This window comes from Dactylosporangium sp. CA-233914 (assembly GCF_050942935.1).
Classification (GTDB): Bacteria; Actinomycetota; Actinomycetes; order Mycobacteriales; family Micromonosporaceae; genus Dactylosporangium.
In genome coordinates this window covers 3697608-3721169 of the sequence record NZ_CP192030.1, presented here as the reverse complement: position 1 = coordinate 3721169, position 23562 = coordinate 3697608, and the positions used below count along the sequence as shown (strand labels likewise).

Sequence of the window (23562 nt, the reverse complement as noted above, 5' to 3'; positions counted from 1 at the left end):
GCACTGCCGCAGGCCATGAGGTCGCCATGGGAGATCAGAGCGAAGGCCCTGCAGTATCTCGAACGAGATAACACGCTTGCCGCTATGAACGGGGCGGCCTCGCGCCTGACACGCGAGCCCCCGTTCGGGTGGTCTTTCCGGCATCAACGTCTAGGGGTTCTGGCCGCCGGAACCACCGGTACCGGGTCCGGGATCAGTACGGTGGGCGGACGGTTCGACGGCCATCAACACGAGGGCAGGTATGGCTTCAGCGGCGGAGATCGACGACGAGCAGCAGCACTTCGACCGTGCCGCCGAGGCCCGCGAGCACGCCAAGACGGCGGCCGGCAACGCCGCGAACGCCGCCGCCCACGCCGCGGCCGCCGCGCAGCTCGCCAAGTACGCCAGAAAGCATCAGGATGCGCTCGGCGCCACTGGCAGTGCCGTCGCGCACGGCCGGATCGACCAGGCCGGCGAGGACCCGCTCTACATCGGCAAACACCTGATCCGCGACCACAGGCGTCAAGAGATCCTTGTCATTGGCTGGCAGGCCCCGGCGGCTCAGAGCTACTACCGGGCAACGCACGCCGACCCGCGTGGGTTGACCCGCAAACGGACCTTCCACTGCACGGGTAACACGATCAACGACTTCACCGACGTAGTGTTCACGGCGGCGGCGCCGGACAGGCGGCAGGGGCCCGACGCGGCGCTGCTCCGCGCGCTCGCCGAGGGCCGCACCGGCAGTATGCGCGACATCGTCGCCACCATCCAGGCCGCGCAGTACGAGGTCATCGAGGCTCCCCTGGATACGGTCCTGGTCATCGAGGGTGGCCCGGGCACCGGCAAGACCGCCGTCGCGCTGCACCGGGTCTCCTGGCTACTAGTCAACCACCCCGACCGGTTGCGCACCTCCGGAGTGCTCGTCGTCGGGCCGCACCCCACGTTCACCCGATACATCAGCACCGTCCTGCCCGGCCTCGGCGAGCAGGATGTCGTGCAGCAGGACATCACGCAGCTCGGTCCGCCAGTCAGCCGCGGCCGGCCCGAAACGGTACCGTTGAGCCGGATCAAGGGCCAAGCGCGCATGGCCGGGCTTCTCGCTCGCGCGCTGCAGCAGCGCATCGGCCGGCCCGAGTCGGCCGAACGGCTGCAGATCGACGGCCGGTTCGTTACTCTCCCCGGCGTGGACATCGGCGCGGCCGTCGCTGAGCTACGCGACGGACCCGGCCCCTACGCGCAGCGCCGCGCGCGGCTGCGGACCGTCCTGACCGGGCTGCTCGAACGACGTGGCGTCACAGCCGCGCAGGCCCGCCAGCGGTCCGTCGACAATCTACTCGAACGCCTCTGGCCCCAACTGAGCGCGCCGGCGTTCCTGCGCGACCTGCTTGGCTCCCGGGACCGGCTGCGGGCAGCGGCGGGCGATGAGTTCACCGCCGCGGAGGTCGCCCAGCTGCGCCGGCGCAGTGCCGACCGGCTGTCGGAACAGATCTGGAGCCGCGACGACCTGCCGCTCCTCGACGAGGCCGACTACCTCATCAACGGAGACCCGGCCGAGCGGTACGGTCATGTCGTCGTCGACGAGGCGCAGGACCTGTCGCCGATGCAGCTGCGGTCGATCGCCCGGCGCAGCGCCACCGGATCGCTCACCGTGCTCGGCGACCTGGCCCAATCGACGGGGCCGTGGGCCCGCGAAAGCTGGGACGACGTGACCACACATTTGCCGGGCACGCACCCGCGCACCATCGCTCAGCTGCGCTACGGCTACCGGGTGCCGCGGCAGGTATACGAGTTCGCGGCGCTGCTCCTGCCGGTCGCCGCGCCACTGACTGCGCCGACCGAGGTCGTCCGGGACGGGCCGCGGCCGGGCATCCACCGGGTCGAGGCGGCGGACCGGGCCGGCCGGGCGGTCGCCATCGCCCAGGGGCACGCGGCCGAGCGGCGGTTCGTCGGCATCATCTGCCCGCCGACGTACCGCCCGGACGTCGAGGCCGCCCTGGCGGCCAACGACGTCGCCTGGAGCAGCGCCGACCGTGGCGAGCTCGGCAACGCGATCAACCTGGTCAGCCCGCAGGAGTCGAAGGGGCTCGAGTTCGACGCCGTTGTGGTCATCGAGCCGGAGGACATCGTGGCTGGCGACGAGCACGGCCACCGGATGCTCTACGTGGCGTTCACCCGGACCGTCGGCCACCTCGACGTAGTCTGCGCCGGGGAGCCGCTGCCGATGCACCTCGCCGCACCCCCATCGGCTGGCGACGAGCCGCCGGCACCAACCGTTCCCGACTTGGGACCGGAGGCCTTGGCGCGGCTTGTCGGCGAGGTCGCCGAGCGCGTGCGCCGGCAGAGTCCGCCGACGCAGCGGGACCAGGTGCTGCGCGAGGCGGCGAGGCTGCTGCGCGACTGAAACGCTTACGACCGGCGCAGGATGGCGTCGTGGGCGAGGCGGTGGCCGACCTTCTGCTCGACGATCAGGTCCCGGATCTGGGCGATCGTGTCCTTCGCCCGCACGTGGACGTTCAACTCCTTCGCCAGCTGCTGAATCTGGGCCTTCTTCAGCTTGAGGTCGTCCAGGTAACGCGCTGCCGACTGCCGATCGCCGAGGCTGCGCAGATCGGCGTCGACCTGCTCGGCATTGACCGCCAGCGCGACTGGCTCCATCTTCCGCACGGTACCGCCGCTGATGCGGGCGCCCTTCGGCACGACCATGAGCCGCGAGTCCCCGGCCAGGAGCGCGTCGTATTCATCCTTCTTCAGCTTCTTCAGGAACTCCCCGATCTGCTGCAACATGTCGTACGTGCGGTCGGCCGGTTCGGTCACCCGACGCTCCCTCAAATCCCGATCTTGGCTATGAACTCGCTGGTCAACTGCGTCAGGTCGTATTCGACGTTCTCGGTGGTGTGGGCAGCGAGCACGGCAGGGATGCCAAGCTCGCCGGTGTCCGCGAAGACATTCTTACTTTCCCGCAGACCCTGCTGAAACAGCGGTACCTCGGTCTGCCCGGTCCTCTCAATGTAGCCGCGCAGCTTCGTCATCAGCCCCGACCCCGCATACTGGATCATGGTAAAAACCACGCCGACGATCTCCGGATTGATACTCGCCTCCGGGTCCGGCCCCGCAACCCCGTTGTACTGCTCGACCAACTGGGTCAGGCGACGGCGCAGATACGTGATACCGAGCGTCGACAGGTAGTCGGCCTTCGCCGGCACCAGGATGTGCTCACTGGCGACGACCGCTGTCCGGGTCACCATGTTGAAGTTGGGCGGGCAGTCGATGAGCACCACGTCGTACTCGGCAAACTCGTCGTCGGCGAGCGTGTCGGCGAGCAGCCGGTGCACCTTGAGGTAGTCGGGGTTGAACGTCTGGTACCGCGAACCGCCCAATCCCGCGGCGAGGTCGAGTTCGACGTCGACCAGGCCGAGGTCGGACGCGATCAAATCGAGTCGGCCGCCCCGATCGCCTAGTCGCGCGTTGACCCGCGGTGGCGTGGTCACCATGTCCCGCAGCGGCTTCTGCGACTGGGACCAGTTGAACGAGTCGTACCAGTGCAAGACCGTCTTTGCCGGGCGCAGCTGCGCGTCCCACTCGTCGGCCGCGTAGAACGAGAACGTCAGGCTCGCCTGCGGGTCGAGGTCGATGAGCAGCACCCGGCGGCCGCGGTTGGCAAGGTCGGCCCCCAGGTTGGCTGTCACCGTCGTCTTGCCCACGCCGCCCTTGTAGTTGAGCACTGAGATGACTTTCACTCACCCACCCCGACACGCCGCCCGTCCCGACAATGCTGGGAGCCTGCCACAGCCCGGCCGCGATCGACTCCCCCGAATGCAGGAGGCCATTCCGGCCCACCAGAGCCCTGGGGAGCCGATCAACGCCATTGACCAGCCGGCACACCGCAGCCACAATGCGGCCGCTGCAAGGCATCGGCGAGCAGATGGTCACGGCGGTTATGGGCTGGTGGTATCGGCGGATGATCCAGCACAGCAGCACGCGAGGCTCGGCGACCTACCGCATGCCGAAGACGATGTGAGGCTCTGTCGTGGTAAGCAACTCGACCCCTACCGTCTCCTGGACTATTCGCCGACCCGCCGCCAGCAACTGGGCAATGTCGTCACCCAGTGGTCCCGAAAGCCACTCGCGGACCCACCGGCACAAAGACGTCGTCTGCCAGATTCGGCCTGTTGCGTGGCTTGCCCGCGCAGAAACACAGACGGTACAGGTCACGCGCGGGCCGCAGATTTCCGAGCCCAAGGCCGCCGCTTTACCAGCGGTCATGCGAGCGGTACGGACGCCGTGTGTGTCGATGTTCCCGAAGTACATCAGGCGGCGGTGATGCGTAGGAATGCGCCGACGGCGGCCAGGTCGCCGATGACGGTCCAGAACAGCAGGTGCACACCGTTGGCTGCCGCCACCTTCCGGTGCAGTTCGAGAAACGGGAGATAGTTGGCCTTGCCCAGCGGGTTGTCCAACGGCACCACACCTCCGGCGGCTCCGGCTCTGGCACGGCAGGCATCCGGGAACGACCGTTCCACGCGGCGACATGGCCGTCCGGCGGATGCATACCGGCACGCGTGTGGCGCTCCTACCATGATTGGCAACGTACATTCGTCCCGTATGACATCGTGATACGGTCGAGCAGTGGTGGAACGGGAGTACCTGTGGACGGACGAGGGCCTTGCTGTTGCCCGTCGTCGCAAGGTCGCCCTCGAGGAGGTAGAACAGGCGCTGCACGCCCCGCCGGGTTTACGGTTCGAGCGACGGATTGGGGATCTACTGCTCGTCGTGATGGGGATGGCTGGTAGCGCGCGGGTCGTCGCGGTGATCTGTGAGCAGTTGCACCGGACCACCAAGTATCGGATCTTGAGTGTGAAGGCGCTGGCCGGTACGGAGCTGGATGAGTGGAGGAGGCGAGTTCTGTGAGTGGTCCTGACTTCGAGCGGATGTCCAAGGATGAGGTCGTCGCGTGGTTCAACGCCTCGGAGGATGTCTCGCCGCTGCTGTCCGCGGTAGCGCCGGTGTCCGATGAAGTGGCCTCGCCGGTGGTGGACGGGCCGATGGCGCTGATCAGCATCCGGTTGCCGGTCGCGATGGTAGATGAGTTGGAAAGCCTCGCGGACATGGAGCACGTGCGACGCTCTGACGTCATCCGGGACGCGCTGGCGTCCTACATCAAGGAGCGGACCGCGCCGGTCGGGCCCGATGACGCGCAACAGGCGCTCGAGGTGCTGCGGAAAGTGGTTGCCGGACGGTTCGGTAGCCAGGCCGAGGCCGCATAGGTTCCGCAGCACGGCTCGTCTGCCGCGGACTCCTTCACTCGGCTGAGTAGGCTTTACATCGACCTGGGAGAACGTGTCTGAGCACGTCGCCGGGGCCTCCGGCTACCCCTGGAGGCCAAAGGGTCGTGAGTTCAAATTCCGCTTTCCCGACGCAGGAAAGGCCAGTCCAGCTGGCCTTTCCTGTCGACTGTGGCGAATGTTCTGATCATCTCATGACACGTGTCGGGGCCGCCAGCCCCGCGCCCGGTCACACGTGGGCTGCGGGGCGGCTCAGGTGAAGGTGACCTGGATCTGGCCGGTCGCGTCGAGGCCGACCCGGCCCTTCGGCTGGATGGTCGTGTCCCCGGACTTGCCGTTGTACTTCCGTCCGTCGGACAGACTGACGACGACGACCCAGTGCACGACGGCGTCGGTGCCGGTGAACATCACCTCGTCGGCCGGCCCGACCGTGTACGTGTAGGCGGGAAGCCGGGTGATCGCCAGTTCGGCCCCGGAGGTGGCGATCATCGTCGTCATCGACGCCATCGCCTTGATCGCCGCGGGCGGAAAATCCTCGAACACATCGATGGATGCCCACGGCCCGGCCTGGCGCGGGCAGGACGTGAATCCCGTGGCATTGCCGACAGCCAGCAGCTGGCGGGGGCCGTCGCCGTAGCAGGTCCGCAGCGCGGCGTTGATCGCCGCCTCCGCCTTGGTCCGGGCGTCCGCCGACATGCTGGGCGCCGGCAGCGTGACCGTGGCGACGGCGTCCGGTGCCGGCACGGCAGTGACGGATCGGCCGTCGAACAGCGCGTTCGCGGCGGTGGTGACGGCGTAGGCGCCGGGAAACGCCGGGCCGTTCTTGGACGGGTCGACCGGGACGCCGTTGACCGTAACCTTGGTCTTGTCCGCGCCCGAGAGGTTCGCGAAGGAGAGCTTGACGAGCGGGAACTGCAGCTCGTACCCACGGCCGCGGCGCTGCGCCTTGAGGGTCTGGGTGACCGGCGTCCCGTGCGCCTGATACTGCACCGTCATCGTGGCGGTGTCCCCGGCCTGGGCGACGTGGGTGATCGTCATGCCCTGGGGCCGCGACGCCGGGTCGGTCAGGGCGGCGTCGGCCAGCAGCGGGTCGGCGGTCGGCAGCTCCGCGGCGAGCGAGCTCTTGTCGATGTCGCGCAGGGCCCCGAAGGCGTCGCCGACGGCCAGGCGGGCGAAGTAGTCCTTCGCCACCGCGCGCGGATCGGGGTGCAGCGCCCACCACGCGACCGCGCCACCAGCCGCGACGAGCACAATGACCACGGCCGCCGCGACCGCCACGAGCCGCCGCCTCCGGGGCCGGACAGGCTCGTCGGCCACACCCGGCCCATCGCTGGCAGCCGGCCCATCGCTGGCAGCCGGCCCATCGCTGGCAGCCGGCCCATCGCTGGCAGCCGGCCCCTCGATTATTACGACCGGCTCATCGATCGAGGCCGGCTCAGAAGCGTCAGTCACGGCCGGAACAATAGGTGAAACGATCATTCCGCGCTGCCCCGGCCCGCCGCCCCGAGGTTCGGCGGGCCAGGACGACCGATCAGAAGCCGAAGGTCGAGATCACCAGCGCCCGGCCCAGGGTGTGGGCGGTGATGTTGAAGCCGACCCCGTTCGGCCCTGACCAGCGCCGGGCATGGCTTCGGCCTTTGCCTATGGAGTTTTGAACCTCGCCCCGGAAAACCCTGCGCTTGCCGCCAGCCCCGACGAGACGCCCTACGAACCGCCGGTACGCGCTGGCAGGCACCTGGGATCCCGCGCCCTCGTAGCTCAGGCGATAGGGCAACGGTCTCCCAACCCCGGACCATCTCGACACCTGTCGGTTGACCTACGAGACTCCTCCGGACCGTAGTCGCAAACGGCGCACGTCTGCTCTCTGTCGATATGATGAGATCTCCCGGGCGGCCACAGCCTTCGTATCACCCGTCGCTCCGCCCGCCGGGCGCCCGCCGCGAAATTACGGTGGAAGCATGAAGGCTGCCGTACTCGACGACGTGGGTGTCACGCCTCGCTTCGGGGACTTCGCCGAGCCCGAACCCGGCGAGGGCCAGGTCGTGGTGGACGTGGCGGCCGCCGGCGTGAACCACCTGGACCTCGCCAAGGCTTCCGGCTCGTTCTACACCGGGCCGCCTCCGATTCCGTCCGTGGTGGGGTCCGACGGGGTCGGTCGGACGGCCCATGGCCGTCGCGTCTACTTCGACGCCCCAGTGGCGCCGTACGGGTCGTGGGCCCAGCGGACCCTGGTGCCCGAGACGGACCTGCTCGACGTGGCCGCCGGTGTGGACGACGCCACCGCGGCCGCGTTGGGCAACACCGGCCTGGCCGCCTGGCTCGCCCTGAGCTGGCGCGCCAGACTCCAGCCGGGCGAATCGGTGCTCGTCCTCGGCGCGACCGGAGCGGTGGGGTCCGTCGCGGTCCAAGCCGCCAAGGCCCTGGGCGCCTCCCGTGTGATCGCCGCCGCCCGCAACCCGGACCGCCTGCAGTGGGCACGGCAACACGGCGCGGACGCCACAGTGGTCCTCGCACCCGGCACCGACCTGCCGTTCGCCTTCCGGCAAGCGGCCGGCGACCACGGGATCGACGTCATCATCGACCCGCTGTGGGGCGAACCGGCCCTGGCAGCCATGCAGGCCGCCGCACCCGGGGCACGGCACGTCCAGATCGGCGCCTCCACCAGCCCCACCATCAACCTCCCCGCGACGGTGATCCGCGCCGCCGAACTGGAGATCCTCGGGTTTGTGGTCTTCCGCGTCCCGCTGCAGGCGCGGCGCGAGGCGTACCAGAGCCTCACCGAACGCGCCGCCCGCGCCGAGATCGCCGTCGACGTGATCCGGCTACCGCTGGCCGAGGTCGCGAGCGCCTGGGAGCAGGAGCAGCACGGCGCTCACGCCAGGCTGGTCCTGACACCGTAGCCGCCGTAGGGGTACGGGTTCGGAAGGTCGGCCTTGCCTGCGCCGCGAACAGCTTCGGCGCAGGGACTTCAACGCATCCCCCGGAACGCCCGGCGCAGCTGATCGACGAACAGCGCCGGTTGCTCGAACGCGGCGAAGTGACCGCCCCGGTCGAGCTGATCGTAGAAGCGCAGGTCGGCGTACTGCCGCTCGCACCAGCGCCGCGACGGCCGCGTGATCTCTTTCGGGAACACCGAGACGCCGACCGGCACGCTCACCCGCGGGACATGCCACTCGCCGCCGCGGGCGAACCCGTCCTCCCAATAGATGCGCGCCGACGAGGCACCAGTCCCGGTGTGCCAGTAGACGCTGATGTTGTCGAGGATCTGGTCGCGGGTCAGGGCGGTGAGCGGGTCGCCGACGTGGTCGGTCCACGCCCAGAACTTCTCCGCGATCCAGGCGCACTGGCCGACCGGCGAGTCGACCAGCGCATAGCCGATCGTCTGCGGGCGGGTCGCCTGCTCCAGGGCGTAGCCACTGCCCCATTCCCTGTGGTACGCCCGGTCGGCGAGGCTGTGCCGCTCGAAGTCGGTCAGCTCCTCGGCGGTGTCCGCTGTGGACGCTGGGACCGCCCGCGGCGCGAAGTTGAGGTGGATGCCGACGACCCGGTCGGGATGCTGCGCGGCCAGGTGGGTCGTCACCGTCGCACCCCAGTCGCCGCCCTGCGCGCCGAAGCGTTCGTACCCGAGTCGGCTCATCAGCACCGCCCACGCCGCGGCGATGCGGTGCGGTCCCCAGCCCGGCTCGACCGGCTTCCCGCTGAACGCGAACCCGGGCAGCGACGGGCACACCGCGTGGAAGGCGTCGGCGGCGTCGCCGCCATGTGCGACCGGGTCGGTGAGCGGGCCGAGGACGTCGAGGAACTCCACGACGGAGCCGGGCCAGCCGTGTGTCAGCACGAGCGGCAGCGCGTCCGGTTGCGGTGACCGGACGTGGAGCAGGTGGATGTCGAGCCCGTCCACGTCGGTGACGAACTGCGGCACGGTGTTGATCCGGTGCTCGAAACGACGCCAGTCGTAGCCGTCGGCCCAGTAGTCGCACAGCTCCCGCAGCCAGCCGGCCGGCACGCCCTGGCTCCAGTCCGCCACCGTCGCCGGTTCCGGCCAGCGGGCCTGGGACAGCCGCCGCCGCAGATCGTCGAGAGCGTCGTCGGGGACGTGCACGGTGAACTCCTCCACGCCGCCACCGTAGGCTGGGCGGGTGCCGCCGCCGGGACGTTGCGGACCCGCTCACCCGCCAATCCCCCGTCGGCCGGGTTTGTCGTACCGGCGCGCTCGCAGCCACCGCAGGACACGTAGTTCGCCATAGCTGCGAACTACGCGGCCGCCGGAGGCGTTCGGGGTGGCGTAGCTGGTTCGGCAGCGGGTAGCCCAGCCCTATGAGGCTCGGGTACTTCTTGTCGTGCGAAGAGAACGGGCCGGCCGACCTGATCGAACGGGCCACAGCGGCCGAGCGGGCCGGCTTCGAGGGGCTGTGGATCTCCGATCACTACCATCCCTGGCTGGACGATCAGGGCCAGTGCCCGTTCGTCTGGTCGATGATCGGCGCGCTCAGCCAGGTCTGTTCACTGCCGATCACCACCGCGGTGACGTGCCCTACGGTTCGCATCCACCCGGCGATCGTCGCCCAGGCAGCGGCGACCAGCGCGGTGCTCACGGACGGGAAGTTCACCCTGGGTGTGGGCACCGGTGAAGCCCTCAACGAGCACATCCTCGGCGATCCCTGGCCGCCGGCCGGCGTCCGCCTCGCCATGCTCGAAGAGGCCGTCGAGGTCATGCGCAAGCTGTGGACCGGAAGGCTCGTCACCCACCACGGCGAGCACTACACCGTGGAGAACGCACGGCTCTACACGCTGCCCGACCAGCCGCCGAAGGTGTACATGTCCGCCCTCGGACCGAAAGCCGTCAACCTGGCCGCGCGGATCGCCGACGGCTACATTGGCATCGCGCCGGAGCGCGGCCTGGTCCAACGGTTCCGTACCGGCGGAGGCGGATCGAAACCCAGCCAGGCCGCCTTCTTCGCGTGCTACGCCGAGGCCGAGGCCGAGGCACTGCGGATCGCGCACGAGAAATGGCGCAACATGGCCCTGCCTGGTGAACTGACCGCAACGCTGCCCTCACCCCGCCACTTCGAGCAGGCCAGCCGCCTGGTCACACCGGACATACTCAAGAACGTGATCGTGCTCGGCCCGGACCCCGACCGGCACCTGGCCATGATCGAACAGTACGACAAGGCCGGCTACGACGAGGTATACGTCGCCAACATCGGCCCGCACTACCGGGAGTTCTGCAACCTGTACGCCACCGAGATCCTGCCCCGCGTGCGACGGCGGGAGACCGTCGGCACCTGACGCGACCGCGGCCCGCCCTGACAAGAGATCCAGTGACGGAAGGTCAACGAGATGACGACACCCGAGCAGAGCAAAGGCGCGGTGATCGTCACCGGCGCAAGCCGGGGCATCGGCGCCGCGATCGCCCAGAAGCTGGCTGAGGACGGGTACGGCGTGGTCGTCAACTATGCCGCAGACGCCGACGGCGCCAACTCCGTCGTCTCCGCCATCCGCAGCCATGGTGGCCGGGCCATCGCCGTGCGCGCGGACGTGGCGGCACCAGACGACGTCGCGGACCTGTTCGACCGGACGAAACAGGAGATCGGGCCGCTGGCCGCGCTGGTCAACAACGCCGGAGCAACTGGCGGGCAGGCCCGCATCGACGAGCAGGACGCCGACCACCTGACCCGCCTGATGCAGATCAACGTCGTGGGCCCGATGCTCTGCGCCAAGCACGCCGTACAGGCGATGTCCACCGCGCACGGCGGCGCCGGCGGCTCCATCGTCAACATCGCGTCGATCGGCGCCCAGGCGCCCCCCGGCATTTCAGGATTCGTGCCGTACGAGGCCACCAAGGGCGCCGTGGTGTCGTTCAGCCGTGGCTTGTCGAACGAGGTCGCGCCCGAAGGGATCCGCGTCAACAGCGTCTCGCCAGGCGTCATCGACACGGAGATGGCAGCGGCGACCCCAGGAGCGAGGGAGGCCTCCGCGACCAGCCCACTCGGTCGCGTAGGCCGGCCCAGCGAGATCGCCGACGCCGTGTCGTGGCTGATCTCTCCGGCGGCGTCGTACGTCACCGGCAGCGACATCACCGTCTCCGGCGGCCTCTGACCGACACGCACCGGCCACGTCGAACAATCATGACAGGTCACGCAGGAGCTCGGTGTCGGTCGTGGCGCTGCGCCGCACGACCGACACCTGGCCTCGTTGTTCGAACACCACGAACCGCACCGAGGCGAGTTCGTCGACGCCGTGCTGGCGCAGCAGACCGTACAGGTCCCGGCGGGTCAGGCCGCTGCGGCGAAGCTCGTCGTCGAGCACCTTGCCGTCGGCGACCAGCAGTCGCGGCGGGTGGTCGATCAGCTTGGCGAACAGCGGCCGGTAGCGCAGCCGAGCGGTGAGCCGATGCGCGAGCAGGACCGTGACCAGCGTCGCCGCACCGGCCAGGTAACCTGCGTCATGCGCGCTGGGCACCCGGCCGACGACGGCTCCGGCGGCAACGGCCGCGACGAAGTCGAACGCCGACATCTCGGCCAGGGTCCGACGTTCACCGATGCGGAAACAGGCCACGGCGGTGGCATAGAGCAGCAGAGCCTTGACCGCGACCCACCACACGTCGTGCGCAGCTCCGAACACAATCGACACGGTCCTCGCTACCCGATCCGAGCGCACGAGAAACGCCGCACCGCTGCGGGGTGGCCGGTCACGTCACAGGCCGTACTCCTCCAGCAGGCTCAGCCAGACCTCGCTGACGGTCGGGAACGGCGGCACGGCGTGCCACAGCCGGTCGAGGGGGACCTCGGCGTTCACCGCGATGGTGGCCGAGTGCAGCATGTCGGCCATGTCCGGGGCGACGAAGGTGGCGCCGAGCAGGACCCTCCGGTCTTCGTCGACGACGAGCTTCGCCCGGCCGGTGTACCCGACGCCGCGGACCACGGCGCCCTCGACGGCGCCGATGTCGTACTCGGCGGTGCGCACGGTGAAGCCGTCGACGCGGGCCCGGGCCTCGGTGCGCCCGACCATGCTCACCTGCGGTTCGGTGAACACGACCTGGGGAGCGCCCCGGTCGTCGGCGGTGTCCCGCAGCCCGGGCGCGTCGTCGGGGGCGCCCTTGGCCCGGGCGGCGATCACGTCGCCGCATACCCGGGCCTGGTACTTGCCCATGTGGGTGAGCTGGTTGCGGCCGTTGACGTCGCCGACGGCGTACAGCCAGCCGTCCCCGACGGCGGCGGCCCGCATGCTCGCGTCGACCTCGATCGGGCCGTCCGGGCGCAGACCGACCGTGTCCAGGCCGATGTCGTACACGGCCAGCCGGCGGCCAGTGCCGACGAGGACCTCGTCGGCCTCGACTCGGCCGCCGTCGCCGGTGTGCACGGTCACCGGCCCGCCCGGGACCGGCCGCTCGACCCGGGTGACCGGCCGGCCGAAGCGCACGTCGATGCCCGTCTCCCGGAACGAGCGCGCCACCAGCTCGCCGGCGAACGGCTCGGCCCGGGTGAGCAGGCGCTCGCCGCGCACGAGCACGGTCGTCTCCTGGGCGCCGAGGGAGTGCAGTGCTTGGGACATCTCGCAGGCCACCGGCCCGGCGCCGATGACGACCAGCCGCTTGGGCACCCGCTGGACGCTGGTCGCCTCGCGGTTGGTCCACGGGCGGGCCTCCGCCAGCCCGGGGATGTCGGGGATCGCGGGGCTGCTGCCGGTGGCGATGACGACGGCGTGCCTGGCCCGCAGCCCCCGGGTGCCGCCATCCGGCGTCGTGACCTCCGCCCGCAACGGCCCGGCCAGCCGCCCATGGCCCCGCACGAACGTCGCCGGGAACTTCTCGATCAAGTTCACGTTGTGGCCGTCGTCAAGGTGGGACACGGTCTGGTCGCGGTGGGCCAGCACCGCGGCGGCGTCGATCGGGCCGCGCGGTTCCAGCCCCGGCATCCGCTCGACCTCGGCGGCCAGCTCCATCGGCCATAGCAGCGCCTTGCTCGGTACACACGCGTAGTACTCGCACTCACCGCCGGCCAAGCGCTCCTCGACCACGGCCGTGGTCAGGCCACCCCGCACAGCGCGCGCGGCGGCGATAATCCCGACCGGCCCCGCACCGATCACGACCACGTCGAAAGCGTCATCCTTGTTCGCCATGGCACCCCTCCGATGCTCGAAGTCATGCCTTCTGTGACTTCCCCAGCAGGCTGACTCGAACCCGTGATCTCGAGCCGTGCGGACTTTCACGACAGCTCGGTCTCCCAGCCCCTGCACGCTCGGCGTGTGCGTGGCGAGCACCACCGGGTGGGCGGTGCGGCTGACGAGAGGGTCCGTTCAGCCACGCGGACGGCGACGATGCTGACCGCGCGGAGCATGGCTCCGGTGAGCGTGCGCGCGGCGAGCAGCGCGAGGGCGGAGACGACGAAGCCGCCGTCGGCCGGGGCGATGGTGTGGCGGACCACGACCAGGATCGCACCGGCGGCCCGGCGATGACGTAGGCCGGCCAGAGCAGCCGGTCGGCTGGGTGGCCGTTGGCACGGGTGCGCAACTCGTGGTCGGCGACGCCGCGTAGCGCCGGCCCGAACCGGCTGGTGGCCGGCGCCACTGCGCAGGCCGCCGTCATACGCTGGGATCGCACACCGCGTGGTTGCGGGCCCGCCAGGATCGGATCAGGTGTGTGCTGAGACGGGCAGCGCCGTAAGCGTCCGGGTTCGTAGTGACGGCCGCCAGGCCGGGTGGCCGTCACTGGCGTCGATGTCAAGCCGGGCGTAGCGGTCGAGGAGGGTGCCGACGGCGACCTCGGCCTCCAGCCTGGCGAGCGCGGCGCCGAGACAGTGGTGCGGGCCGAATCCGAGGCTTACGTGGGGTGGCGCGTCGGGCCTGATCTGGAAGCTGTCGGGTTCCTCGAAGACGTCCGGATCCCGGTTGGCCGCCGCCAGGCCGAGCAACACGGTGGAGCGTGCCGGGACAACCACGTCCGCGACGGGCAGGTTTTCACGCGTGAAGCGGCGGATTGACACGGGCGCCGGTGGCTCGTACCGCAGCGTCTCCTCGACGGCGGCGCGCAGCCGGTCGGGCGAGTCCCGGACCTGCCGCAGCGCGGCCGGATGGCGCAGGAGCAGGAAGATGCAGTTGGCGATCAGGTTCGTCGCGTTCTCGTAGCCGGCGAAGATGGTGAGGAACGCCAGTGCGGTCAGTTCGTCCTCGCTCAGGCGGTCGTCACGGTCGCGTGCCGTGATCATCGACGTCATCAGGTCGTCGCCGGGGTTGGCCCGTTTGTGCCGGATCAGCTCGACCAAGAACCGCTCGATCGCCAGGACGGCCTCGCCGGCGGCGCGGCGGTGCTCGGGTGCGGGGTTGGCCAGCGCGTTCGTCCAGGCGCGCAGCTGGCGCTGGTCGGCGGGTGGCACGCCGAGCAGTTCGCTGATGACGGCGATCGACAGTGGCGCGGCGTACTGGCCGATCAGCTCGATCGTCGCCGCGTCGCCATGCTGGTCGAGCAACTGTGCGGCGAGCGCGTCGACGCGCGGCCTGAGCGCCTCGACCCGGCGCGCGGTGAACGCCTGGGCGGCGAGGCGGCGCAGGCGGGTGTGGTCCGGCGCGTCCATGTTGAGCAGATTCGCGTCCAGCCGCGGCGGCAGGGCGAAGCCGCGCCATGATCCTTCCGCGTGCCGCTTGTCCAGGGACAGCCTGGGATCGGCCAGGCCGGCACGCACGTCGTGGTACCGGGTGAGCAGCCACACCTGCGCACCGTCGGGAAGGGTGACGCGGTGCGCCGGGGCACTGCGGCGCAGGGCCGCGTAGGCGCTGTGCGGATCGCGCAGTAGGGCGTGGGTGCTGTCGATGCTCATGGATTCGTCACCTGCTGTCGGCTTTCGGGGACGTACCTGGTCGCCGCGGCGGGGATCCACGATGACCGCATCGCCTTGGATACCGCGACGAGCGTGGCCACCTCTTCTGTGAAGGCGCGCCGGCCGGCCCCCAGCTCCGCGGGAATGTCAACGGCGGCGGCCGGAGGACCGAGAGGGTGCTGCGTGATGGGCAGGTTGGTGTGCCACAGGTCCCACCGGTCGCGGCGCTGGGTCTCGATTCTGCGCTCCTCATCGCTGATCTTGTCGCGGTGCACGGCGTCGAACTGATGTCGCCGCTCAGGCTCGTACGTCGCACAGGCGGCAAGAAATTTGGGCGGCGTGGGTGACGGCGTCGCGCCTGGTGCCGGTGAGTCCTTCCTGCTCTGCGGATGTAGCTGCAGCTGCGAGCACCGCGGGGCGCATGTGGCGGCGTAGTTGGCGAATGCCGTCACCGATCTCGACGACGCGTCGCCCGAGGCGCCGTTCGACATTGCGAAATACCACCGAGGCTGGCGGAGGGTCGCGGTCAAGAACGACTTCGGGGATCGTGACGGTGATCGCCTCCCACAGCGGATGGAGGTGCCGATAGGAGCGGCGGCGCATCTGCCAGGAGGCAGCGCGGGACAGCCGTGGACCTAATGATGGCATACTGAGTCCGACGACGATCAGCATGGCGCCCAGGGAAGCCACGGGTGCGACAAGCGCTTCCAGCCGATGTGGGTCGGTCCCGAGCTGGGCCTCGAGCAGAGTGGTCGCGCGGATCGCGCAGTACAGCAGTCCGAGAGCCGCACCGACCGCTGTGAACCACAGTCCCCTGCTGAGCCAGGATCGGCCGGCGCTGCGGGCGTAAGGCAGGCAGAGCCGGATGATGTCGGTGACGCCGAGTGTGACCATCGCGATGTAGCAGGCGAGGTAAATCGCGTATGTCGGGTCATGGGCGTACGTCGCCGCGGCGTCCGTCGGACGTTCCTCGCGGCGATCGGCGCCGGCGAACAGCAGCGCCATCGCGACCAGCACAACCGTCACCCACAGCACGCGCCACCGTGCCCGCTGCCGGCTGCTGGGTCGTGGCGTGGTCCAGAAGATGATGAGGCACTGGATGGTGCCTGAAAATGCGATGACCCCGCCCTGGCTGATGAGCAGCGACAGGTTGGGGACTGTCACGATCCGGTCGATGTGTGCCCATATCGCGGGCGTGGACACTCCGAGTGCACGCTCGATGCGGGAGATGACACCGGCAGCCTGTGAGGGTACGTCCCAGTGTGTCTCGTCGTGCCAAGGGTTGAGCCGGTTGAACAGCTCCGTGCCGAGTTCCTCCGCCTCACGCTCAGCCTCGTCCTCGAAGCAGGTACGAACCAACGCTCCATCGACGGGCCCGCCCAACGTGGCCATTACCGCCTGAGGATCCAGCGTGGGCAGAATCCGGCGCACGGCGTTGGAATCCTCGAGGTCAAGGAGATGATGGCCGAGGCCGAGGTGTGCCAGCTCGTGGCAGAGCGCCATGTCCTGCAGCCAGCTGGGCGCTTCGGCGTCGATGATGATGATGATGATGATGATGATGCTGAGCGAATTCTTGCGTACCGCGATGAGCCCGCTGGGTAAGTCCGGCGGCATGGGAATCAGCACCTGCTGGAGGGGTCTGCCGACGCGCTTGCTGAAGACGTCGCACAAAACCTCCGCGGTGACGTTCTTCGGCAGTGACAGTTCGTCGACGATGCTGGTGTGGCGTCGGCGTGGCCGAGCCCGTCTCATCATCGGTCCACCGTTTCGTTCATCCCCTTGGGAAGCGGATCCGGGCAGGGCCCACACCGCGACGAACTTGGAGTTCACGCCGTGCCCTCTGCTGGGCCGGAGTCCCGGCTCGCCGGCGAACCGACCGGGAAGCGCAGCGGAGGACCAACGAAGCCCACGTCTGCGTCGACTACCCGGCAGTCTTCGCATTGGTCGCCGCCGGGCACGGTGCGGCGATCACCCAGCGCTCCGCGGCGGGCTGTCATTGCGCAGCCCGCCGGGCGGAGGTACGACCGTGGAGATTGAACTACCACTCGCCAAGCCCACTGGGCCGGGAGTACAGGTCGATCGTCAGTCGGTGGCCGTGGAGGACAGGTGGTCCTCAGGCCGGTAGAAGCGGGAGTGGATCTCCTCCGGCGAGAGGTCGTCGCGGCCGGTCACGTCCACCTCTTTACTGAAGCGGTAGTTGTAACCACCTTCCGGGAGGTGACAGATCTCCCACCAGTTGCCGTCCAGATCCTGCATGTAGAACGAGTACGTGCCGTGCTGGCGGATCGGCTTGGTGAACTTCTTGATCCCGTACTCGTCCTTGACCTTCTGCAGCGCCTCGTGGGCTGCCCGCACTTCTTCCTCGCTGCTGAGGTCGAGGCCGTTGTGGTTGAGCAGCGGCATCTCCTCCTTGCTGTCCGGCGTTTCCACGACCGCGTAGCAGTGGTTGCTGCCCAGGCGGATGAACAGCGACATCGGCCCCTGCTGCGCAACTTCGAGGCCGAGCACCTCCTCATAGAAGCGGCGGGTGGCGGCGATGTTGCGGCACTCGAGGGTGCCGTGCGACAGGAAACGCGTCTTCAGCAGCGGTTCCTGGGTGGAACGGTAGGTGATACCGGGCATGGCAACTTGCTCCTCGTACGGCTCGTAGGGATGTCACACGCCTTGTGCGGTGGGGGACCGTTCGATGACGGTCTCCCGAGGGTTGTTGCGGCCGGGCTGATACCTGCTGTGTTCGGCGGTTGCCGCGTCGGCGGCCGCGACGGCCTGCCGGTATGTGCGTAGCCGGTTCGGGGCGGAGAGCAGGAGCGCGGCGGTCATCCGGCCGGCCCGGCGGTAGACGACGACACCGCGCCGCTGCTCCAGGTCACCCTCGACGACGGAGATCTCGTCGTCAGGGCGCGGGTGGCCGACGAGATGGAGTTTGCAGCCGTACTGGTCGGACCAGAACATGGTGGTGTCGGCGAACGCCGCCGCCATGCCGTCCGGAGCCAGCAGCGTGGCCGCGGCGGCCTCGGCCTGGCGTATCGCGTTGTCCCAGTGCTCGACGCGGACCAATGCGCCGTCACGGTGGTGCGGCCAACGCGCCACGTCTCCCGCAGCGACGATCCGCTCGGCGACGGCCAGATCCGGCCCGCACACCACTCCGTCGTCCAGCGGCAGGCCACTGCCGGACAGCCAATCGGTGGCGGGTCGAGCACCGATGCCTACGACGACGACATCGGCGGCCACGATCTCCCCGTCGGCCAGTCGCACACCCGTGACGCGATCGCGGCCGGTGAATCCGGCCACGCCGATCCCCAGCTTCAGCCGTGTGCCGTGGTCGCGGTGCAGGGCGGCCAGCGCCGCACCGACATCTGGCCCGAGAGCTCGCGCCATGGGCGCCGCCATGGCTTCGATCACCGTGACGTCAAGACCGAGCGAACGGCATGAGGACGCGACCTCACTGCCCACGAAGCCGGCCCCCACGATGGCCACCCGCGGCTTATGCCGCAAGTCCTCGCGGAAGGCGACCGCATCGGCCACCGTCCGCAGAACGTGCACACCGGGCGGTGTATCCATCGGCAGACGCCGCGCGCCGGCGCCGGTGGCGATGACCAGGCCGTCGACGGAGTGGACGTACTGGCGTCCGCTGGTGTTGTCACGCAGTTGTAGCCGACGTCGGGCCAGATCCAGGCCGGTCGCGCGGACCCCAAGTTCGACGCGGACATCCGCCGGGTCCACCTGAAGCCGGATATCCGCCGGCCGGATGCTGTGGGCCGTCAAGAAGTGCTTGGAGAGGGCGGGGCGCTGGTAGGCCGCCTCGGGCTCATCGCCGAAGAGCGTGATCGCTCCCTCGAAGCCGCGCCGCCGCAGGCCCTGCGCGGCGGCCAGTCCGGCGACGGAGGCGCCGACGACGGTGACGTGCCGAAGAGGCTCCCGGACCATCGCGCTCAGTCCTCCGTGAGCGACAGGGCGTGCACCGGGCAGTAGGAGATCGCCTGTCGTACGTCCTCGTGCAGGTGAGACGGCGGGTTTTCGTCAAGCACGATAAGGGCGCCCTGCTCGTCGAGGTCGAGCACGTCGGGAGCGAGCCCGGCGCACAGGCCCGAGTTCAGGCACAGTGTGCGGTCGACGCGCAGTTTCATGCTGATGCTCCTTGTGTGTCTTGGCGGGCGGTGACGGGATTGCGAAGCCGGCCCAAGCCGCCGATGGCGACCTCCACCGTGTCGCCCGGCCGCAGAAACTTGCCACGGGGCGCGCCAACGCCCGCGGGCGTGCCGGTGGCCAGCAGATCGCCGGGTTGGAGGGTGAGCATGGCGCTCGCCGCCGCGACGAGTTCGGCTACGCCATGGATCATTTCCTTGGTACTGCTTGCCTGTTCCTCGTGGCCGTTGACCGTCAGAAGGATGGGCAGGTCGTGCGGGTCGGGCACCAACCACTGCGGGGTGACGCCGGGACCGGTGGGGCAGAAGGTGTCCTGGCCCTTGGACGCCAGCCAGTCCCAGGCGAATGCCCCGGCGAACGCATCCGCGCGGCGGTGCGGTCCCCGTGCCGAGACGTCGTTGACGATGGTGTAGCCGGCGATGTGCGCTTGCGCTTGCTCGACAGGAATGTCGCGGCCTCCTCTGCCGATCACCACGCCGAGCTCGGCTTCCCAATCGACCTGTTCATCGACGTCAGGCGAGATCACGATCGCATCACCCGGGCCGATCACCGTGGTGCTGGGGGGCTTGAGGAAGAAGAACGGAGCGAGCTCGATCGTGCTGCTGCCCGTCTGGTCGCCCGTCATCTCCGCCAGGTGGTCGCGGTAGTTGGGGCCGGAACACAGCACCGTACGCGGATAGCGGATCGGGGCGAGGATCCGGGCGCCGGACAGCGGCGAGGCCTGGCTTGGGTCGTAGGTGCGCAGTGCGGGTACGAGAGACGTCCAGTCCTGCAGTGCCTCGAATACGCCGGCGTAGCCGTGCAGCGAGGGCACTTCCCGCACCCCCTGCTCGCTGAGGGCCGCACAGCGGGTGCCTCCGGGCGTATCGACGGTGACCAGCGACCACGTCGCTGGGGCGAGGTTGTCATGCGCGTCCACGTCACCGATTTCACGCCGACACGGAGTAGGGCGTCCAACACTGTTGACCCGCTTTTAACAGCAATCTACTGTCAACAAGCAGTGGATCTAGATCTGAGGTTAGTGCGCTATGCTGTCGTCCTCGCTGACGAACTGCACTTCACGCGTGCCGCCGCTCGCCTGCTGATCGCCCAGCAGACACTCTCGGCGCAGGTCAGCGGCTTGGAAAGCCGGTTGGGCGTCACGCTGTTCGTCCGCGATCGCCGCCACGTCGAGCTCACCCCGGCCGGCGAGCTGTTCGTCCAACGTGGACGCGAACTCCTCGTCGAGGCCCAGGCTCTGCTCGAGGAGCTGCACGAGAACGCCCAGCCGCTGCGCCTTGACGTGATCACCGAGGGACTTACGTCGGGCGTCATCGCCCGGGAACTAGGCCCGAGGCTGACCGGTGTGCAGCTCGAGGTTGTGCAGGGCCAGGGGCTCACAGCAACCGTCTCGGCCGTGGTCGACGGCCGGGTGGATCTGGCGTTCGGCCGGGTGCACGGGCTGGCGAAGCCGTTGCCCGCGGGTCTGCGGCACCACCCGGTGCGGTTGGAGCCGATCGGGATTATTCTGCCCGCCGACCACGAGCTAGCCGCACGCGAGAAGGTGCCGATGGCCGAACTGGCCGCCTATCCCCTGGTGCTGCACACCGCCGAGCAGGCGGCCGAGTGGCAGGACTGGAATCGCGAGGCGGCCACGGTGTTCGGCCTCCGCATCGGCTGGCGCCTGCACGGTCATGGCCGCAGCGCGGCGAACGCGGCGGTCCTGACCCATCACGCGCCCGCGTTCGCGCCGTTGGAGGCACCGGTCTCGGACGGTGTCGTGGTCCGACCCGTGGTGGGCCCCGTGCCGCTGGGTCGGCTCTCAGTCATCTGGCGGTCGCGGGGACGCGCCCCAGCCCGGTTGCGGAGGGCCATCAGCGCGATTCAAGAGATCACCGCCGAACACGACTGGCTGACTCCGCCGACGAGTGAGTACTGGCTGCCCGAGGCCGATCGGGACTGAACCGTCAACCGGACGCGGCTGCGGCTCGGCTCCTTCCCGCTATGTGAGGTCGTGACCGAGCGCAGCGTTCCAAATCGCGGCCGGTGGGGCATCGAGCCGGTCTCCGCTCCAGGTCACGTGCTGATCGGGTCGCACGACGACGTAGGCCGGCCGGCGATAGGAGCCTGGTAGTTCCTTGGCGGTCAGGACGGTCAGCGGCACTCGTCCGGCGGCACGTGCGATCGCCGCCGCGGTGTCGTCGTACTCGTTCACCAGTAGCGTGAAGCCTTGGCCGAGCAGGTCGAAGAGCGACCGCCCCTCGGTCAGCCAGGCGTGGGGAAGCCGTGCGCCCGCCTTGAACGACGGCGTGTACGTCGTGACGTCGGCCGGTTGCCCGCCCTCCTGGCCCGAGCGCCGGCCACAGACCGCCGGTGAGTGCGCGTAGTTGTATCCCAGCACCAAGCCCAAACTGTAGAACTCGGTTCGCTTCGCGGCGTCGATCTCCGCCGCCAGCTGCGCGCGGGCCGTCCTGCCGGTTGGGCCGTCGTCGTCGGTCCCGGCACGGACGAGGTCGCTGCTCAGGACGCGCAGGTTTCGGGTCGAGGTCTCGATGACGTATTGCGCTACAGGGCAACGCTCGACCTCATAGGTGTCCAGCAGCCGCTCCGTCGCCCAGCCCTGCACCACCGCCGCCAGCTTCCACGCCAGATCGACGGCGTCGAGCACGCAGGTGTTGTAGCCGTGCCCGCCCCAGGGCGGCGTCTGCCTTGCCGCATCGCCGACCAGGAATACCCGTCCAGCGCGATACCGCTCGGCGATCGCGCGGCGGGACTGCCACGTGTCGACATTGAGGACTTCCAGTTCGCTCGGGCGACCGATCAGGGCCTGGATCGCCGCGATCGGGTCGATCCCGGCGGAGCGCTGCCAACTCGCCACCCACAGGTCGCGGCTGGTGTCGTACGGCGAGAGGTTGCCGGCGCGGCCTTCGCCGACACACCAGTAGAAGACGGCCGGCGCGTGCCGGACCTGGCCCCACAAGCCCGGTGCCCGGAACAGGGCACTCACGCTCTCGCCACCCTCGGCCCCACCGAGCAGCGGGATGCCCAATGCCTCGCGCAGCGTACTGCGTGGGCCGTCGGCCGCCAGCACGTAACGGGCATGCAACAGTTCGGCGCGTCCGTCCGGGTTGACGATCTCGACCCCGACTTGCTCGGGTTGTTCGACGAGCCTTCCCGTCGCACGAGCGCCGTAACGCGTGCGGACCGAGGCGAGCGACGCGACCTTGCGTCGAAGCGCCTCCTCGACGTAGGGCTGTCCGATGAAGAGGCCCGTCTCCGCCATCTCCGCCCGCTTCTGCGCGAAGATCCCCAACGCGTTCGGCATGCGGTGCACCTCATGCCCGAACAGGGACGTGCAGAAAGCGACGTCGTGGTAGACCTCCGGCGGCGTCGGCGTGACGGCGCGAAGCTCGTCGGCGATTCCCCACCGGCGGAAGTGTTCCATCGTCCGGGCGTGGGTGGTCTTTCCGCGAGGCCGCGTGTGAGAGACCGCCGCCCGTGGCTCGACCAGCAGGCACTCGACACCGCGCAGGCCGAGCTCGATGGCGGCGGCCAGGCCCGCCGGCCCGCCGCCCACGACGAGGACGGGCAGGGGGCCGGTCACGAGGCGGCCTCGAGTGTGCCGGGGCGGTGGTGCTCGAGCTCCATCACGAGCTGTCGCGTCTTGTCCACGTGGTCCTCGAACAGTGCGACCGCCCGGTCGGCGTCGTGAGCCAGCGCGGCGTCCAGCAGCGCCTGGTGTTCCCCGGCGATGTCCCGCGTCGTCTCGCCGCCGATGACGGACCAGGCGCGGTAGAGCTCCGCCGCGTCGGAGAGCCGCACGCAGATGTCGAGGAGGACCGGATTGTCACACGCCTCGATGAGCTTGTAATGGAAGGCGATGTGGTTGGCCGCCCATACCTTGTTGCGCACGCTCGGCTGGTCGGGCAGGTACACCGGTTCACTCGCCATGCGGTGGTGCGCGGCGAGGATCTCGGACTCCCACGCGACGCCGCCATTGATCACCGACTTGCGCAGCGCCTCCCCCTCGATGAGCTTGCGCGCGTCAGTCAGGTCGGCAAGCGCCGTGGAGGAGAGGGTAACGACGTGGAATCCGCGGTTGCGCTCGACCTTGATCAGGCCGTGAGCGGCTAGGAGGCCGAGGGCGTCACGCGTGACGCCAACGCTGACGCCGAAGCGTTGCCCCAGCTCAACCGGTCTGAGCCGCTCGCCCGGGGCGAGTAGGCGGTCATAGATTTCGGCTCGTAGCCGTTCGTACACATCGACGACGAGGCTCTCGCTGCTGCCGCGCTTGGCCATGACGAAGATGGTAACAGTCGAGGCAATAGTTGATTCTGCTATGGACAAGAGAATCTGTTGCC

26 protein-coding genes are annotated in these 23562 nt (G+C 69.3%); 8 read left to right on the top strand and 18 right to left on the bottom strand.

The genetic code is table 11. The features are described from left to right. The first annotated feature begins 241 nt into the window (after positions 1–241). The gene (locus ACQPY0_RS17145; protein ID WP_432989889.1) at positions 242–2380 is read left to right on the top strand and encodes a HelD family protein; all 2139 of its coding nucleotides are present in this window, start codon (positions 242–244) and stop codon (positions 2378–2380) included. Between the two features lie 5 nt (positions 2381–2385). Here ACQPY0_RS17145 and ACQPY0_RS17140 read toward each other — a convergent pair whose 3' ends face one another. Together ACQPY0_RS17140 and ACQPY0_RS17135 are read right to left on the bottom strand one after the other, a co-directional pair. Then, the gene (locus ACQPY0_RS17140) at positions 2386–2793 is read right to left on the bottom strand and encodes a hypothetical protein (protein WP_432989887.1); all 408 of its coding nucleotides are present in this window, start codon (positions 2791–2793) and stop codon (positions 2386–2388) included. A gap of 11 nt (positions 2794–2804) precedes the next feature. Further along, entirely contained in the window at positions 2805–3680 is an 876-nt protein-coding gene (locus ACQPY0_RS17135; protein ID WP_432989885.1) for a ParA family protein, read from the bottom strand. A 191-nt stretch (positions 3681–3871) separates the two neighbouring features. Between ACQPY0_RS17135 and ACQPY0_RS17130 the strand changes: the two genes are divergently transcribed. Then, the gene (locus ACQPY0_RS17130) at positions 3872–3997 is read left to right on the top strand and encodes a hypothetical protein (RefSeq protein ID WP_432989883.1); all 126 of its coding nucleotides are present in this window, start codon (positions 3872–3874) and stop codon (positions 3995–3997) included. Between the two features lie 289 nt (positions 3998–4286). Here ACQPY0_RS17130 and ACQPY0_RS17125 read toward each other — a convergent pair whose 3' ends face one another. Next, a complete protein-coding gene (locus ACQPY0_RS17125; RefSeq protein WP_432989882.1) occupies positions 4287–4436 on the bottom strand; it encodes a hypothetical protein in 150 nt (49 codons plus the stop codon). Positions 4437–4605: 169 nt separating this feature from the next. On the opposite strand from ACQPY0_RS17125, the gene ACQPY0_RS17120 reads away from it, so the two are divergent. Together ACQPY0_RS17120 and ACQPY0_RS17115 are read left to right on the top strand one after the other, a co-directional pair. Beyond that, on the top strand, positions 4606–4887 hold the full coding sequence (locus ACQPY0_RS17120) for a hypothetical protein (protein WP_432989880.1): 282 nt from the start codon (positions 4606–4608) through the stop codon (positions 4885–4887). Continuing rightward, positions 4884–5243 carry a ribbon-helix-helix protein, CopG family gene (locus ACQPY0_RS17115; protein ID WP_432989878.1) on the top strand — a complete coding sequence of 120 codons (360 nt, stop codon included), beginning with the start codon at positions 4884–4886 and terminating at the stop codon, positions 5241–5243. Before ACQPY0_RS17120 ends, ACQPY0_RS17115 begins: the two co-directional genes overlap by 4 nt. 270 nt (positions 5244–5513) lie before the next feature. Here ACQPY0_RS17115 and ACQPY0_RS17110 read toward each other — a convergent pair whose 3' ends face one another. Beyond that, complete coding sequence (locus ACQPY0_RS17110) at positions 5514–6539, bottom strand: hypothetical protein (protein WP_432989876.1); 1026 nt, start codon at positions 6537–6539, stop codon at positions 5514–5516. A gap of 253 nt (positions 6540–6792) precedes the next feature. Next, positions 6793–7035 carry a hypothetical protein gene (locus ACQPY0_RS17105; RefSeq protein ID WP_432989874.1) on the bottom strand — a complete coding sequence of 81 codons (243 nt, stop codon included), beginning with the start codon at positions 7033–7035 and terminating at the stop codon, positions 6793–6795. A gap of 184 nt (positions 7036–7219) precedes the next feature. On the opposite strand from ACQPY0_RS17105, the gene ACQPY0_RS17100 reads away from it, so the two are divergent. After that, positions 7220–8161 (top strand): quinone oxidoreductase family protein, encoded by a 942-nt coding sequence (locus ACQPY0_RS17100; protein ID WP_432989872.1) that lies wholly within the window; start codon positions 7220–7222, stop codon positions 8159–8161. A 68-nt stretch (positions 8162–8229) separates the two neighbouring features. On the opposite strand, the gene ACQPY0_RS17095 is transcribed toward ACQPY0_RS17100, so the two are convergent. Beyond that, positions 8230–9378: an epoxide hydrolase family protein gene (locus ACQPY0_RS17095; RefSeq protein WP_432989870.1), complete on the bottom strand. Its 1149-nt coding sequence runs from the start codon at positions 9376–9378 to the stop codon at positions 8230–8232. A 200-nt stretch (positions 9379–9578) separates the two neighbouring features. Between ACQPY0_RS17095 and ACQPY0_RS17090 the strand changes: the two genes are divergently transcribed. Further along, complete coding sequence (locus tag ACQPY0_RS17090) at positions 9579–10550, top strand: TIGR03557 family F420-dependent LLM class oxidoreductase (protein ID WP_432989868.1); 972 nt, start codon at positions 9579–9581, stop codon at positions 10548–10550. Between the two features lie 51 nt (positions 10551–10601). Then, complete coding sequence (locus tag ACQPY0_RS17085) at positions 10602–11360, top strand: glucose 1-dehydrogenase (protein ID WP_432989866.1); 759 nt, start codon at positions 10602–10604, stop codon at positions 11358–11360. A 27-nt stretch (positions 11361–11387) separates the two neighbouring features. On the opposite strand, the gene ACQPY0_RS17080 is transcribed toward ACQPY0_RS17085, so the two are convergent. From ACQPY0_RS17080 to ACQPY0_RS17035, 10 genes are all read right to left on the bottom strand, one after another. Further along, entirely contained in the window at positions 11388–11885 is a 498-nt protein-coding gene (locus tag ACQPY0_RS17080) for a DUF421 domain-containing protein (protein ID WP_432989864.1), read from the bottom strand. Positions 11886–11957: 72 nt separating this feature from the next. Then, positions 11958–13382 carry a dihydrolipoyl dehydrogenase family protein gene (locus ACQPY0_RS17075; protein WP_432989862.1) on the bottom strand — a complete coding sequence of 475 codons (1425 nt, stop codon included), beginning with the start codon at positions 13380–13382 and terminating at the stop codon, positions 11958–11960. Between the two features lie 86 nt (positions 13383–13468). Beyond that, the gene (locus tag ACQPY0_RS17070) at positions 13469–13687 is read right to left on the bottom strand and encodes a hypothetical protein (RefSeq protein WP_432989860.1); all 219 of its coding nucleotides are present in this window, start codon (positions 13685–13687) and stop codon (positions 13469–13471) included. 207 nt (positions 13688–13894) lie between these two features. Further along, entirely contained in the window at positions 13895–15076 is a 1182-nt protein-coding gene (locus tag ACQPY0_RS17065) for a cytochrome P450 family protein (protein ID WP_432989858.1), read from the bottom strand. Continuing rightward, positions 15073–15351 carry a hypothetical protein gene (locus ACQPY0_RS17060; RefSeq protein ID WP_432989856.1) on the bottom strand — a complete coding sequence of 93 codons (279 nt, stop codon included), beginning with the start codon at positions 15349–15351 and terminating at the stop codon, positions 15073–15075. Before ACQPY0_RS17060 ends, ACQPY0_RS17065 begins: the two co-directional genes overlap by 4 nt. A gap of 22 nt (positions 15352–15373) precedes the next feature. Continuing rightward, positions 15374–16906: an MAB_1171c family putative transporter gene (locus tag ACQPY0_RS17055; RefSeq protein ID WP_432989854.1), complete on the bottom strand. Its 1533-nt coding sequence runs from the start codon at positions 16904–16906 to the stop codon at positions 15374–15376. Positions 16907–17158: 252 nt separating this feature from the next. After that, a complete protein-coding gene (locus ACQPY0_RS17050) occupies positions 17159–17698 on the bottom strand; it encodes a VOC family protein (RefSeq protein WP_432989852.1) in 540 nt (179 codons plus the stop codon). 33 nt (positions 17699–17731) lie between these two features. Continuing rightward, the gene (locus tag ACQPY0_RS17045; protein WP_432989850.1) at positions 17732–19003 is read right to left on the bottom strand and encodes an NAD(P)/FAD-dependent oxidoreductase; all 1272 of its coding nucleotides are present in this window, start codon (positions 19001–19003) and stop codon (positions 17732–17734) included. A gap of 5 nt (positions 19004–19008) precedes the next feature. Beyond that, the gene (locus ACQPY0_RS17040) at positions 19009–19203 is read right to left on the bottom strand and encodes a ferredoxin (RefSeq protein WP_432989848.1); all 195 of its coding nucleotides are present in this window, start codon (positions 19201–19203) and stop codon (positions 19009–19011) included. Beyond that, positions 19200–20141, bottom strand: coding sequence for a fumarylacetoacetate hydrolase family protein (locus ACQPY0_RS17035; protein ID WP_432989846.1), 942 nt, complete (start codon positions 20139–20141; stop codon positions 19200–19202). The genes ACQPY0_RS17040 and ACQPY0_RS17035 overlap by 4 nt, the downstream gene beginning before the upstream one ends. Positions 20142–20222: 81 nt before the next feature. Here ACQPY0_RS17035 and ACQPY0_RS17030 point away from each other — a divergent pair, with 81 nt between their 5' ends. Continuing rightward, positions 20223–21164, top strand: coding sequence for a LysR family transcriptional regulator (locus ACQPY0_RS17030; protein ID WP_432989844.1), 942 nt, complete (start codon positions 20223–20225; stop codon positions 21162–21164). A 39-nt stretch (positions 21165–21203) separates the two neighbouring features. Here ACQPY0_RS17030 and ACQPY0_RS17025 read toward each other — a convergent pair whose 3' ends face one another. Next, a complete protein-coding gene (locus ACQPY0_RS17025; RefSeq protein WP_432989842.1) occupies positions 21204–22805 on the bottom strand; it encodes an FAD-dependent monooxygenase in 1602 nt (533 codons plus the stop codon). Further along, on the bottom strand, positions 22802–23500 hold the full coding sequence (locus tag ACQPY0_RS17020) for a GntR family transcriptional regulator (protein ID WP_432989840.1): 699 nt from the start codon (positions 23498–23500) through the stop codon (positions 22802–22804). Before ACQPY0_RS17020 ends, ACQPY0_RS17025 begins: the two co-directional genes overlap by 4 nt. Positions 23501–23562 lie beyond the last annotated feature (62 nt).